At 70.6% G+C, this 13,844-nt stretch carries 9 protein-coding genes; 2 read left to right on the forward strand and 7 right to left on the reverse strand.

Annotated elements, in window-relative coordinates; translation table 11 throughout:
• Positions 1 to 125 precede the first annotated feature (125 nt).
• From HNR00_RS21620 to HNR00_RS21645, 6 genes are all read right to left on the reverse strand, one after another.
• Positions 126 to 368 carry a hypothetical protein gene (locus HNR00_RS21620; RefSeq protein ID WP_183572945.1) on the reverse strand — a complete coding sequence of 81 codons (243 nt, stop codon included), beginning with the start codon at positions 366 to 368 and terminating at the stop codon, positions 126 to 128.
• 46 nt (positions 369 to 414) lie between these two features.
• On the reverse strand, positions 415 to 2,130 hold the full coding sequence (locus HNR00_RS21625; RefSeq protein WP_312886101.1) for an adenylate/guanylate cyclase domain-containing protein: 1,716 nt from the start codon (positions 2,128 to 2,130) through the stop codon (positions 415 to 417).
• 369 nt (positions 2,131 to 2,499) lie between these two features.
• Positions 2,500 to 5,601 carry an efflux RND transporter permease subunit gene (locus HNR00_RS21630; RefSeq protein WP_183572949.1) on the reverse strand — a complete coding sequence of 1,034 codons (3,102 nt, stop codon included), beginning with the start codon at positions 5,599 to 5,601 and terminating at the stop codon, positions 2,500 to 2,502.
• A 42-nt stretch (positions 5,602 to 5,643) separates the two neighbouring features.
• The gene (locus tag HNR00_RS21635) at positions 5,644 to 6,867 is read right to left on the reverse strand and encodes an efflux RND transporter periplasmic adaptor subunit (RefSeq protein ID WP_183572951.1); all 1,224 of its coding nucleotides are present in this window, start codon (positions 6,865 to 6,867) and stop codon (positions 5,644 to 5,646) included.
• On the reverse strand, positions 6,864 to 7,472 hold the full coding sequence (locus HNR00_RS21640; RefSeq protein WP_312886099.1) for a TetR/AcrR family transcriptional regulator: 609 nt from the start codon (positions 7,470 to 7,472) through the stop codon (positions 6,864 to 6,866). Before HNR00_RS21640 ends, HNR00_RS21635 begins: the two co-directional genes overlap by 4 nt.
• The gene (locus tag HNR00_RS21645) at positions 7,469 to 7,720 is read right to left on the reverse strand and encodes a hypothetical protein (RefSeq protein ID WP_183572983.1); all 252 of its coding nucleotides are present in this window, start codon (positions 7,718 to 7,720) and stop codon (positions 7,469 to 7,471) included. The genes HNR00_RS21640 and HNR00_RS21645 overlap by 4 nt, the downstream gene beginning before the upstream one ends.
• Before the next feature lie 378 nt (positions 7,721 to 8,098).
• Between HNR00_RS21645 and HNR00_RS21650 the strand changes: the two genes are divergently transcribed.
• Together HNR00_RS21650 and HNR00_RS21655 are read left to right on the forward strand one after the other, a co-directional pair.
• Positions 8,099 to 8,836 carry a hypothetical protein gene (locus HNR00_RS21650; RefSeq protein WP_183572955.1) on the forward strand — a complete coding sequence of 246 codons (738 nt, stop codon included), beginning with the start codon at positions 8,099 to 8,101 and terminating at the stop codon, positions 8,834 to 8,836.
• 281 nt (positions 8,837 to 9,117) lie between these two features.
• Positions 9,118 to 11,448 carry a Tex family protein gene (locus HNR00_RS21655; protein ID WP_183572957.1) on the forward strand — a complete coding sequence of 777 codons (2,331 nt, stop codon included), beginning with the start codon at positions 9,118 to 9,120 and terminating at the stop codon, positions 11,446 to 11,448.
• A gap of 127 nt (positions 11,449 to 11,575) precedes the next feature.
• On the opposite strand, the gene HNR00_RS21660 is transcribed toward HNR00_RS21655, so the two are convergent.
• Positions 11,576 to 13,738, reverse strand: coding sequence for a molybdopterin-containing oxidoreductase family protein (locus tag HNR00_RS21660; protein WP_183572959.1), 2,163 nt, complete (start codon positions 13,736 to 13,738; stop codon positions 11,576 to 11,578).
• Positions 13,739 to 13,844 lie beyond the last annotated feature (106 nt).

Consider the following 13,844-nt stretch of genomic DNA (forward strand, 5'->3'; position numbering starts at 1 on the left):
ACCCGAGGCGGTCCCCGGTGGATCGCCTCGGGGCCGCCCCGCGCCGTCACGACGACAAAAAGAGAACCCGCCGCGGGGGATCGCGGCGGGTTCTTTCGTTCAGGACCCAAAAATTCCAACAGGAATCAGTCGCAGGTCTCCTTGGTGACCGTCTTGCGGTCGCCCATGTCGTTCTCCTTCGTCACCGTCTTGCTGGAGCAGCCGGTGGTGGTGCTCTCGCGGCGCTCGACCGTGGTGGAGGAGGTGGTGGCGGGGCGGTCGACCACGACCCGGTCCGGCGCGTCGCGCTCGATCACGGTGGTCTGTGCGCCGGCGCCGGTGAGGCCGGCCAGCGTCAGGGCGGCGGCGGCGAGAAGAGTGTTCCGCATAGCGTCCTCCGAAAGATGAAATCGGGCTCTCAACGACGGGGGAACCTCAACCGTTCCGAATCCTCCCGCCCGCCCCGATCAGCCGCGCCCGCAGCGGCTGGGCGCGGCCCGTCAGGGTCAGTTCGGTCAGGTCACCCGGCTCGATGCCCGCCGCGCGGTAGACCGCCTCCGAGACGATGGCGACCTGACCCATCGGCTTGGTCAGCGATTCCAGCCGCGCGGCGACGTTGACCGTGTCGCCGAGCGCGGTGAAGCGGGCGTCGGCCTCGTCGCCGAGTTCGCCGACGATGGCGGTGCCCGCGTGCAGGCCGAGCCCGTAGCGCAGGCGCTCGCCGAGGTCGGCGGCGAGCATGCGGTTCAGCTGCTCGACTTCCCGCTCGATGACCTCGACCGCGGCGAGCGCGGCGCGGGCGGCTTTCTGCGTATCGCCGTCGAGGCCGAACAGGGCCATCAGACCGTCGCCGAGATGCCGGTTGACGCTGCCGCCCTGCGCCCGCACCGCGTGGCCGACGGCGCCGAGGAAGCGGTTGATGACGAACACCGTATCGTAGGCGAGCCGCTCCTCGGCGAGCCGGGTCGAGCCGCGCAGGTCGGCGAACAGCACCACGACGAAGCGCTCCTCGCCGGTCCCGGCCCGCTCCGACAGGCCCGCCATCGCGCCGCGGGCATGGGGCGTGAACAGCGGCGCCACGGTCAGGTCGCGGTCGGGCCGGAGCTGGCAGGCGAGCCGGATGCCGGGGCTCGCGCCGATGCGCTCCAGCACCATGCGCTCGGTGCGTTCGGGCTGGGGCAGGAAGCGCCCGCGCTCCCCGTCGACCACGCGGATGCGGCAGGTCGAGCAGCGCCCGCGCCCGCCGCAGATGCTGGCATGCGGGATGCGCCCGCGCCGGCTCGCCTCCAAGACGCTCGCTCCCCGCGGCATCCGCACGACGCGCCCGTCGGGATAGCCGATCCGCACGAGGCCGCCGCGCACCTCCGCGAGGGTGCGCAGGCCGCGCGCCAGCAGCACGAGGACGAGCGCGCCGACGTAGCTCCCGAACAGTCCGCGCCGGATGGCGTCGAGCCGCTCGATCTGGCCTGCGTCGCCGACGCGCCGGACATCGAACACCCGCTCGCGCCACGTCGGGTCGGCGGCGGCGAGCGCCACGGCGCGCCCGCCCTGCACCGCGCCGAGCAGAGCCAGCACCGGCACCAGCACGGCGCCCGCGAGCAGCCAGGGGGCGAGGCGCGGATAGGCGGGCTTCAGCCGGAGCCAGAAATGCAGGCCGAGGCAGCCGTGCAGCCACGCGGCGACGAGCCCGAGCGTCAGCGAGACGCCGCTGCCCGCCGGGCTCGCGACCCAGAACATCCACAGCACCTGCGGATAGCCCCGCTCCAGCCCCTCGGCGCCCCAGGCGACCCGCGTGCCGACGACGTGGTTGAGGAGGAGAAGCGGTACCGCGAGCCCGAGCAGGAGCTGCGCCGTCTCCCCCGGCCGCAGCCGAAAAAGCCGCCGCTCGTAGAGGGCGTGCAGGCCCAGCGCGAGATGGGCGGCGAGCGCCCCGTAGAGCAGGACCAGCGCCGCCGGGTTGCGCCACAGCGCGACCTTCACCTTCAGCCCGGCATGGAGCGCGCCCAGCGAAACGTTGCCGAGCGCGTGGCAGAGCAGGTGACTCAGCACGTAGGCGAACAGCACGAGGCCGCTGGCGAGGCGCAACTGCCGCAGGGTCGGGCGCGCCCGCGTCCAGGGGCGCCCGCCCGCCGCCTCCGCCGCCTGCCCCACCTCGAAGAACTCCCCTGCCCGCTGTTGTCCGTCTGACACGACCGGCCGACCCGCGCGAGGGGGCGATGCGCGGGCCGGTCGGCGTATCGCGGTCCGTGAGGACGCGCGATGGCGTGAGCCGCGCCCTTCATCAGGGTTCGCGGCGACAAGGCGAGGCACCCGCGTCAGCGCGGACCGCTGGGCTGCCTTTCCCATCTTCGGGCCGTCATTCCGGGGCCGCGCAGCGGAACCCGGAAACCACCCGTGATGCGCGTGCCCGGCTGAAGCTGAACTGTCGTGCCCAGTCGTGGATTCCGGGTTCGCCTATCGGCGCCCCGGAATGACGGCGGTGAGGCTTGGCCAAATCGCTCCTCACCCGAACCCAGGTCGTCACTCTCCCGGATGCGGCGCGACGGCGTGCCCGTGGGACGGCGCCTCGTCCCGCGGGCCGACGAAGCGGCCCAGCAGACGCCCGACCAGACTCCCAAAACTGTCCATCAGCAGGAACACCGCGGGCACGAACACGAGCGAGAGCAGCGTCGAGACGATCAGACCCGCGATCACCGCCACCGCCATCGGCGCGCGGAACTCGCCGCCGACGCCGAAGGCCATGGCCGAGGGCACCATCCCGGCCGCCATGGCGATGGTGGTCATGACGATGGGGCGCGCCCGCTTGCGGCCGGCATCCACGATGGCGGTGACGCGGTCCACGCCCGCGCGCATCTCCTCCACGGCGAAGTCCACCAGCATGATCGCGTTCTTCGTCACCAGCCCCATCAGCATCAGGATGCCGATGACGACCGGCATCGAGATCGGCATCTTGAAGATCAACAGGCCGAGGATGGCGCCGCCGATGGAGAGGGGCAGCGAGAACAGGATGGTGAGCGGCTGCAAGAAATTGCCGAACAGCAGCACGAGGACCGCGTAGACCATCATGATCCCGGCGCCCATCGCCAGGAGGAAGCCGGAAAACACCTCCTGCATGATCTCGGCGTCGCCGGTCTGGCGGATCGTGACGCCGGGCGGCAGGTTTTTGGCGGTGGGCGTGTTCAACGCTTGCTCGATGAGCGAACCGAGGGCGTCCGAGCCCTCCATGTTGGCTTCCACCGCCACGCGCACGACGCGGTCGTAGCGCTCGATCGCGCCCGGCCCCTGGTCGAGTTCGATGTCGGCCACCGCCGCGAGCGGCACGGCGGTGCCGTTCTTGGCCGGGACCTTGAGGTTTTCGAGCCGCGCCACCGCGCCGCGGGCGCTCTCGGGGAGCTGCACCCGGATCGGCACCTGCCGGTCGGCGGCGTTGAACTTGGCGAGATTCAGGCCGATGTCGCCGATGGTGCCGACGCGCACGGTCTCGGCGATGGTGTCGGTCGCGACGCCGAGATCGGCCGCCGCTCCGGGCTTGGGGCGGATGCGCACCTCCGTGCGGTTGAGGGGTGCCGTCGACATCACCGAGACGAGGTGCGGGATCGCCGCCATGTCGCGCTGGAGGTTGGCCGCGACCTCGCTCACCACCGCCACGTCCGGCCCGCCGACGACAAGGGCCAGATCGCGCTGGCCGTTGTCGCGCAGGGTCCACGAGCGGATGTCGGGCTCGTCGGCGAGCAGGCCGGCGATCTCGGCCTCCAGCGTCCATTGCCGCTTGTCGCGCTGGTTCTTCGGCGTGAGGTTGACGATCAGCGTCGCGAGCCGCGTCTCCTTCTTGCCGCCGGCCTGCCGTCCGCCGTCCACGAAGACCGAGGTGACCTCGGGCAGTGCCCGGATGCGCTCCACCACCCGGTCGGCGACCGCGATGGTGTCGGGCAGGCGCGCACCCGGCGCCAGCTCGATCATGAACAGGGTGCGGGCGTTGTCCTGCTTGGGGATGAAGCCCGAGGGCAAGAGCTTGGTCGAGGCGAGCGAGCCGACGAAAAGCGCGAGCCCGACGAACAGCGTGATCCACTTGTGGCGCACCGACCAGCCGACGAGCCGGCCGTAGGCGCGCATCACCGGCCCTTCCCGCTCCTCCGCATGGCCGTGGTCGCGCAGGAAGTAGGCGGCGAGCAGCGGGGTGATCAGGCGCGCGACGAGCAGCGACATGAACACCGAGACCGCGATGGTCAGGCCGAACTGGATGAAGTAGCGCCCGGCGATGCCGCCCATGAACGAGACCGGCGCGAACACCGCGATCAGCGTCGCCGTGATGGCGATGACGGCGAGCCCGATCTCGTCGGCGCCCTCGATCGCCGCGCGGTAGGGTGATTTGCCCATTCGCATGTGGCGGACGATGTTCTCGATCTCGACGATGGCGTCGTCGACCAGGATGCCGGTCACCAGCGTGATGGCGAGCAGGCTGATGCCGTTGAGGGTGAAGCCGAGCGCGTCCATCGCCCAGAAGGTCGGGAAGACCGAGAGCGGGAGCGCGATGGCGGCGATCAGCGTGGCGCGCCAGTCGCGTAAGAAAAGCAGCACCACGATCACGGCGAGGAGCGCGCCCTCGATCAGGGTGTGCATGGCCGAATCGTAGCTGCCGATGGTGGCCGCGACCGACGAATCGATCGTCTCGAAGCGGATGTCGGGATAGCTCTCGCGGAACTCCGCGATTTTTTGCTCGACGCCTTTCGCCACCTCCGCGTCGCTCGCGCCGGAGCCGCGGGAGACCGAGAAGGCGACGACCGGCTCGCCGTTGAAGCGGGCGAAGGTGCGCGGCTCCTCGATGCCGTCCTCGACCGTGGCGAGGTCGTCGAGCCGAACCTTGCGCCCGCCGGGCAGGACGATGGTGGTGGCCTTCAGGTCGCGGATGGTGCGGGCGGCGGCGAGCGTCCGGATCGACTGCTCGCGCCCGCCGATCTCGCCGCGCCCGCCCGCCATGTCGACGGAGGTGGCCCGCACCTGCCGGTTCACCTCCGCCGCGGTGATGCCGAGCGCGAGCAACCGGTCGGGCAAGGGCGTGATGCGGATCTCGCGCGCCACGCCGCCGACGCGCTCGACGCCGCCGACGCCCTTCACCCCCTGGAGGGTGCGGGCGACCTTGTCCTCGACGAACCACGAGAGTTCGGCGGGCGTCATGGCCGGCGCGGTGACGCCGTAGATCAGGATCGGCAGGCCGGTGATCTCGACCCGCTGGATCACCGGCTCGTCGATGGTGCGCGGCAGGTTGATGCGGATCTTCGACACCGCATCCTTCACGTCGTTGACGGCGCGGTCGGTGTTCACTTCGAGCCGAAACTCGACCGTGGTGACGGAGGAGCCCTCCGTGATCGCCGAGGTGATGTGCTTGACGCCGCGCACGCCCGCGATCGAGTCCTCGACCCACTTCGTGACCTGCGTCTGCAATTCGGAGGGCGCCGCGCCCCCTTGCGTGATCGTGACCGAGACGATCGGCACGTCGACGTTGGGCATGCGCGTGACCGCCAGCCCTCGGAAGCTGACGAGACCGAGCACGATCAGCACGAGGAATAGGACCAGGGGCGCAATCGGGTTGCGGATCGCCCAGGCGGAGACGTTCAGGCGCATCGGGGCGACCCGCTCATGTCTTTCAGGAGAAGCGGACGCGCCTCAGCGCGCGTCGGCGGTGGCCCGCGGCGCGGGGGCGGCGGCGACCGCCGGAGCCCGTGCCGCGACGGAGACCGGGCGGACCTTGTCGCCGTCCCGCAAGAAGCTGCCGGCGCGGGCGACGACGCGCTCGCCGTCGTTCAACCCGGCGCGGATCTCGATGTCGTCGTCGTCGGACAGGCCGGTGCGGACCTCGCGCGATTCCACCCGGTCGTCGGCGACGACGAGGACGGAGCTGCGCTTAGCCCCACCGTAGAGGACGGAGGCCTGGGGTACGGTGACGCCGCGGGTGCGGGCGAGTTCGACCGCGCCGCGCACGAAGGTGCCGATGCGCAGGCGCGGATCGGGATCGAGGCGCACCCGCACCTTGCCGAGCCGGCTTGCCCGGTCGACCTCCGGATAGACCACGCGGACGGAGCCCGACACGCGCTCGCCCTCGCCGATCTCGATGAAGGCGGGCGCGCCCTCGCGCAGGAGCGGCAGCTTGGTCTCGATCACCTCGCCCTCCAGCTCGATCTCGCCGCGCGCGATCAGGCGGAACAGCGGCTCGGCGGCGGACGAGGCCGCCATGCCGACCCGCGCCGTGCGGCGGCTGACGATGCCGGCCTCCGGGGCACGGATCTCGGTGCGGGCAAGCCGCAATTCGAGCTCGGCCTTCAGGGCTAAAGCCTGGGCGAGGTCGGCCTTGGCGATCGAGAGGCCGTTGCGGGCAAAGGTCAGCTTGCCCTCGGCCTGACGGAGCGCGGCGGTGCGGCTCTCCATCACCACCGCCGTGGCATTGCCGGTCTGCATCAGGGACTTGGCGCGCTCGAACGACAGGCGCGCCTCGGTCTCGGCGGCCTCGGCCTGCTCGATGCTCGACTGCGCCTGCGGCACGGCGGCTTTGGCCTTCTCGACGAGCGCCGCCTGCTGGGCGAGCTGGCGGTCGATCAGCTCGCGGTTGAGGCGGGCGAGCACCTGACCCTTGGCGACGCGGGCGCCCTCCTCCACCAGCAGCTCGACGATGCGATAGCCGTCGATCTCCGGCGAGACGAGGATTTCGTCGCGGGGCACCAGCGTGCCGGTGACGACGACGCTCTCGACGATCTCGCGGCGCGCGGCCTCGACCACGCTGACCGCGGGTGCGCGCGGCGTCACGGCGGGCGCGGTCTCGGCTCGCACTGCCGGAGCCGCCGCGATGGCGAGACCTGCGGCGGCGAAGAGGAAGAGGCGGCGGGCGGCGCTCATGCGGCGGCCTTCTCGGCAAGGCCCGCATCGATCAGGGCGAGCAACTGCCTGACGGCCGGGCCGGGTTCGTAATGAGGGTCGAGGGCGCGATCGACGATGATCCCCTTCATCAGGGGGGCGAGTGCCGCGAACAGGCCGGCGGCGTCGCATCCCGGCGCGATGGCCGAGAACGTCTCGATCAGCCACGTGCGCCCTTCCGCGTCGCCGCGCTCGATCATCGTGCCGATGGCCGGGTTCCGGGTCGCCTCGGCCCAGAGATCGAGGCGCAGGATCGCCGCGCCGCGGCTCATCTCGGTGAAGTAGGCAGCCAAGATGCCAAAGAGGACGCCGCGGCGGTCGCCGCTGCGCTCCAGCGCCTCGACCAGCACGGCGCCGCGCTCGCGGTCGCGCTCGGCCAGCCCCAGGACGACGGCCTCCTTCGAATCGAAGTAGCGATAGATGTTGCCGGGGCTCATCGCCGCCTCGCGGGCGAGATCCTGCATCGTCGTGCGATGGAAGCCGTTGCGCACGAAGCAGGCTTCCGCCGCGTCGAGGATGTGGGCCTGCCGCGCGGCCTGTGCGGAGGTCGGCTCGATCCGGGGCTCGATGGCGGCGCTCGCGCTCACGAGGAGGCTCCGGGCAACAGGGCGCAGGCGCGGGGCTGGAGATCGAGGTCGGCGCAGAGCCGTGCCTGCCAGCCCGTCTGGCCGGCTCCGGTCCAGCCGACCAGCGCGAGCCATGCCAGGGCCACCACGAGGCAGAGGGCGAGGTTGGCCGGCGTGCAAATTTCCTGGGCGACGCGCAGGACCCGGAGCTGAAGCCGGTTCGGGCGAACGGTAGCCGCTTCCCAATGACGATCGAGAGAGACGCTCACGGGGACCTCCTGCGCTGTGGAGGTTGATAGTGAACGTTCATTCTCATGTCAATGAACGTTCATTCTCAGTGCCTGAGTTGGGTGTGCGGAGGGGCACGATCCGGCCCGCCTGTGGCCCGGAAGCGACGGCGGGCAATCCATCTCCGCATTCCCGACCGCATCTCGCGATGGACGGCACGCGCGCTCTCCTCCCCCTTGCGGGGAGGAGGTAGGAGGTGGGGGTGGTGCAGACGGCACCGCGTCGCTCGATCCTGCCCGACCCCCACCCCTACCCCTCCCCGCAAGGGGGAGGGATATGCGCGCGCCATGACCCTGATCGTTCCATCGCCATCGACAACCCCGAGCGCCCGCCCCGGCGCGTCGGGTTAGGCCACTCCCATGGCGACATCGGAATGGCGCGAGAGCCGCAACGCGGCGGCCCGAGCGCGGCTGGAAAAATCCCTGCGGCCGGGCTTTCCCGCGCATGTGCTGCACCATGCGCTGACGCGTCCGCTGATCCCGCCGACGCCGAGCCGGGCGGTGGCGAGCTACTGGCGCCATCACGTGCTGCGCGCCGACCGCCTCGCCCGCGCGCTCGCCGCCCGCACCGGCGCGCCGGAGGGCTGGACGTGGCAAGTGGGTGGTGGCGAGGGCCGGCCCGCGAGCTTCCGGGTGCCGCCAGCGCCCTACCGCGAGGATGCCCACGCCCCCGGCCCCGGCGCCTGCCGCGTCTGCGGCGGGGCGGTCTTCCGCTTCGGCTGGCACCGCGATCTGGCGGGCGACGGCGCGCCGAGCCGGCGGGCCGGCTGGCACGCCGCCTGTGTCATCGCCTGGGAATTCTGGTGCGCGCCGAGCGACCATCTCAAGGCGCTGAAGGCGCGCCAGCGCCACCGCTGCGCCGTCACGGGCAAGCGCCTGCTGCGGGGTGCGGAGGTCGATCACTGCTTGCCGCTTTACCGGGTCTGGCGCGAGGAGCGCGACCTGCCCTGGCCGTTCCTGCTCGGCTACTGGGGCGCGCCGAACCTGCAGGTGGTCAACCGCGCCGGCCATGTCTTGAAGTGCCGCGAGGAGGCGGACGAGCGGGCTGCCATGCGGCGCGACGCGCTGTTGATCGCGCCGGATGATGATTTGTCCTGATCGCCAGGGCTTCCGAGGACCTCCCCGTCATTCCGGGGCGCTGATAAGCGAACCCGGAATCCACGACTGGCCGCGACGGCGCAGCTCAAACCGGGCATCCCGCATCATGGGTGGATTCCGGGTTCCGCTGCGCGGCCCCGGAATGACGGCGGTGGTTTTGAGGCGCTGGTCAGCACGGCGTCGTGCCAAGTCGGGCGCTCTCCCCTGACCCGCTTTCGCCTTGCGTCTGCCCGCCATCGCTTTATCCCCATCCCCCCTGCCGGCGCGATGGAGACCGCTCGATGGCCGTGACGAAGAGCGTGAACGGGCTCATCGCCGAGGAGTTGGGCGTCCGCGAGGGGCAGGTCGCGGCGGCGGTCGAGCTGCTCGACGGCGGCTACACGGTCCCCTTCGTCGCCCGCTACCGCAAGGAGGCGACCGGCTCGCTCGACGACGCGCAACTCCGCACGCTCGCCGAGCGCCTCGTCTACCTGCGGGACCTCGCCGAGCGCCGCGCCGCCATCACCGAGAGCATCCGGGCACAGGGCAAGCTGACGCCCGACCTCGCCACGGCCATCGCCGGCGCCGAGACCAAGGCGCGGCTGGAAGACATCTACCTGCCGTTCCGCCCCAAACGCCGGTCCAGGGCGCAGACTGCCCGCGAAGCTGGCTTGGGGCCTCTCGCCGACATTCTGCTGGCCAAGCCCGAGACGCATCCCGAGCGGGCGGCGCAAGCCTATGTCGCGGCCGACAAGGGCATCGACTCCACGGAGGCCGCCCTGGAGGGCGCCCGCGCCATCCTGATCGAGCGCTTTGCCGAGGATGGCGACCTGATCGGGCGCCTGCGCGAGGACTTCTGGCGCACCGGCGAGGCGGTCTCGCGCGTGCGCAAGGGCAAGGGGGCGACGGGCCAGAAGTTCGCGGATTACTTCGACTGGCGCGAGCGCCTCGAGAAGATGCCCTCGCACCGGGTGCTGGCGCTGTTTCGCGGCGAGGCCGAGGAGGTGTTGGAGATCGGGCTCGCGGCCGAGGGCGAGGATTCGCCCTCCGGCCTCCCCGGCCCGTTCGAGCTGGCGGTGTGCCGCCGCCACGCCGTCTCGGCCCGCGGGCGCCCGGCCGATGCGTGGTTGCTGGAGACCGTGCGGGTCGCTTGGCGCACCAAGATCCGCACCGGCATCAAGGCGGACCTGCGCACCCGCCTGTTCGAGCGCGCCGAGGACGCCGCCGTGAAGGTGTTCGCCGGCAACCTCAAGGACCTGCTGCTGGCCGCCCCCGCGGGCGGCCGCGCCACCCTCGGGCTCGATCCGGGCTACCGCAACGGCGTGAAGGCGGCCGTCGTGGACGCCACCGGCAAGGTGCTCGCGGTCGAGACCACCTATCCGCACGAGCCGCAGCGGCGCTGGAACGAGGCCGTGGCCTCGCTCGGAAAACTCTGCCGCCGATACAGTGTCGAGCTGATCGCGGTCGGCAACGGCACCGCCTCGCGCGAGACCGACCGGCTCGCCGCCGAGATTCTCGCCGCCAACCCCGACCTGTCCATGGCCAAGGTGATGGTCTCGGAGGCCGGCGCCTCGGTCTATTCCGCCTCCGCCATCGCCTCCAAGGAGCTGCCCGATCTCGACGTGTCGCATCGCGGCGCCGTCTCGATCGCGCGCCGCCTTCAGGACCCGCTGGCCGAACTCGTGAAGATCGACCCGAAATCCATCGGCGTCGGCCAGTACCAGCACGATATCGGCGAGCAGAAGCTGTCGCGCTCGCTCGATGGCGTGGTCGAGGACGCGGTGAACGCGGTCGGCGTCGATGTGAACACGGCCTCCGTGCCGCTTCTCGCCCAGGTGTCGGGCCTGGGCGAGTCGGTGGCGGCCAAGATCGTGGCCCACCGCGACGGCAATGGCCCGTTCCGCACCCGCGCGGCGCTCAAGAAAGTGCCGGGGCTCGGCCCCAAGACGTTCGAGCTCGCCGCGGGCTTCCTGCGCATCCCCGACGGGGCCGACCCGCTCGACCGCTCCGGCGTCCACCCGGAGGCCTATCCGGTGGTGCGGCGCATCCTCGAAGCGACGAAGAGCGACATCAAGGTGCTGATCGGCAATTCGACTGTCCTCGGCGGGCTCGCGCCTGAGCGCTTCGCCGACGAGCGCTTCGGCATGCCGACCGTGCGCGACATCATCGCTGAGTTGGAAAAGCCCGGCCGCGATCCCCGCCCCGCCTTCAAGACCGCGAGCTTTCAGGAGGGCGTCGAAAAGATCTCCGACCTCAAGCCGGGGATGCAGTTGGAGGGCGTCGTCACCAACGTCGCGGCCTTCGGCGCCTTCGTCGATGTCGGCGTCCATCAGGACGGACTCGTGCACATCTCGGCGATGGCGCGTCGCCGCATCGCCTCCCCTGCCGAGGTGGTGAAGGCGGGCGACGTGGTGCGGGTTCTGGTGCTGTCGGTGGATGGGCCGCGCAAGCGCATCGGGTTGTCGATGCGGCTGGACGATCCGGTGGACGGGACGCTGGCGGCCCCGCGTAATGCCGGGCCGCGACCGGCTCCCGTGGCGCATAAGCCGGCGCCGCAGGCTTCCCAGCCGGAGCGGGGTGGGGCGCTGGCCGATGCGTTTCGGCGGGCCAAGGGGCAGCCGTCGGGACGGTAAGGCACGTCCCCTCCCCCTTGCGGGGAGGGGTTCGGGGTGGGGGTCGGGCAGGATGAGGCGTCGCGGTCCCTCCTGAACCACCCCCACCTCCAACTCCTCCCCGCAAGGGGGAGGAGAGAAGCGCTGGTCAGTTCGAGCGCGAGACCTCGACCAGATTGTCCGAGAAGGACGGCGCGTGGCCCATGTCGGTGAAGGCGCCCGACGAGATGCTGTTGACCGTGCCCTCGTTGAGCTGGCGCCAGTAGCCCAGCGTCGCCACCACGATGCCGGCGTTCACGTCGTCGGTGATGCGCGCCACGCCCTTGAAGGCGCCGCGGTCGTTGCCGACCTGGACCCGGTCGCCGTTGCGGATGCCGCGGGCGTCGGCGTCGGCTTGGTTGATCATCACGAACTGCTCGCCCTGGCCCTTCTGCTTGTCCTCCATGTTCGCGTAGCAGGAGTTCAGGAAGTAGTGGCTTTTCGGCGAGACGATGTTGAGCGGGAAGCGCTTGGCGAGCTCGGGATCGTTCGTGTGCGACTCGCGCGGGCCGAGGTAGTCGGGCAGCGGGTCGAGCGCCTCGCCGGGCTGGAAGCCCTCGTACATCTGCCGGAACGGGGGGGCGACGAAGTTCGTGGCGCCCTCGACCATGAACATGCACTTGCCGGTCGGCGTCGGGAAGTTGCCTTTCCGGTGCGGCGCGCGGTCGTCCGGCGTGCCGACCTTGAGACGGGCGAAGCCGTGCTCGCGCATGTAGGCCAGATCGATGCCCTCGCAGGCCGGCGACGACCAATCGACGTAGTGCTCGAGGCACTCCGAGTCGGTCCACTTGAAGTTCTCTTCCTCGTAGCCGAGCCGCGCGGCGAGCTGGCGGAAGATCTCGTTGTTCGGGATCGCCTCGCCCGGCGCCTCGGCGCATTTGGTGTTGTAGGTGAGGTAGAGGTGGCCCCAGGACAGGATCATGTCCTCCATCTCCGCGCCCATGGTCGCCGGCAGCAGGATGTCGGCGTAGGAGGCGGTGTCGGAGATGAAATGCTCGGCCGAGACCATGAACAGGTCCTCGCGCATCAGCCCCTCGACGATCTTGTCGGTCTCGGGCGCCTGCGTGACGGGGTTCGAGTTCCAGCACATCATCGATAGGATCGGCGGGTCGAGCTGCATCTCGCCGGTCAGCGCCCGGCCGATCTGCAGGTTCGAGACGACGCGGGTGCCCTCCGGGATCAGGTCCGGGCGGCAGATGACGTCGAACTTGTAGGGGTGCTCCCAGACGCCGAACTGGGTGATGCCGCCGCCGACATGGCGCCACGCGCCGGTCAGCGCCGGGATGCAGGCGACCGCCCGGATGGTCTGGCCGCCGCCGTAATGCCGCTCCAGCGCCACGCCGATGCGGATGCCCACCGGCTGCTCGGTCGCCATCTCGCGGGCGAGCTTGCGGATGTCGTCAGCGGAGACGCCGGTGATCTCGGCGGCCCATTCGGGCGTGCGGGTGCTGGCGCGCTCCTTCAGCTCGGGGAAGCCGACCGTGTAATTGTCGACATAGTCCTGATCGACCAGCCCCTGTTCGATGATCGAGTTGATCAGCGCCATGGCGAGCGCGCCGTCGGTGCCGGGCTTGGGGGCGATGTGCCAGTCGGCGGCCTTGGCGGTGCGCGAGGCGTAGGTGTCGATCACGACGACCTTGGCGCCCTTCTTCTGCGCGTCCTTCACGATCGCCCAGTGGTGCAGGTTGGTGCTGACCGAGTTGCAGGCCCAGATGACGATGTACTTGGAGTGGATGTAGCTGTCCGGGTCGAGGCCGGCGGTCGGGCCGACGGTGAGGAGCCACGCGGTGCAGGAGCCCTCGCCGCAGAAGGTGCGCTCGGTGACGGTGGCGCCCATGCGGTTGAAGAAGGCGTCGCCACCGTTGAGCCCGTGCACGAGGCCCTGGTTGCCGAGATAGCTGTAGGGCGCGATGGCCTGCGGGCCGTACTGGTCGATGATGCCCTTCCAGCGCGATACGATGGTGTCCAGCGCCTCGTCCCAGCTGATGCGCTCGAACGCCTTCGAGCCCTTCGGGCCGACCCGCTTCATCGGGTAGAGCAGCCGGTCGGGATGGTAGTGGCGCTTCTCGTAATCCTTCAGCTTCACGCAGAGGCCGCCGCGGGTCATCGGATGATCCGGGTTTCCGCGCACGCCCTGGAGCTGGCCGTCCTTGACGTCGAACAGCATCGAGCAGGTGTCGGGGCAATCGTGCGGGCAACCGCCGAAGAACGTCTCCGTCAGGCTCTCGGCCTCGGCGACGATCAGGGAGTCCGGCTTGACGATCTCGTTCATGGTTCCTCCGCGCTCGAGCCGGGGCCTCGTTCAATGGGCCGGGCTTCGATGGCTGGAGGCAGCATGCCTCATTCTAAGAATAATTCAAAATCGTCATTCGCCACCG

This window comes from Methylorubrum rhodinum (assembly GCF_014199935.1).
GTDB lineage: Bacteria > Pseudomonadota > Alphaproteobacteria > Rhizobiales > Beijerinckiaceae > Methylobacterium > Methylobacterium rhodinum.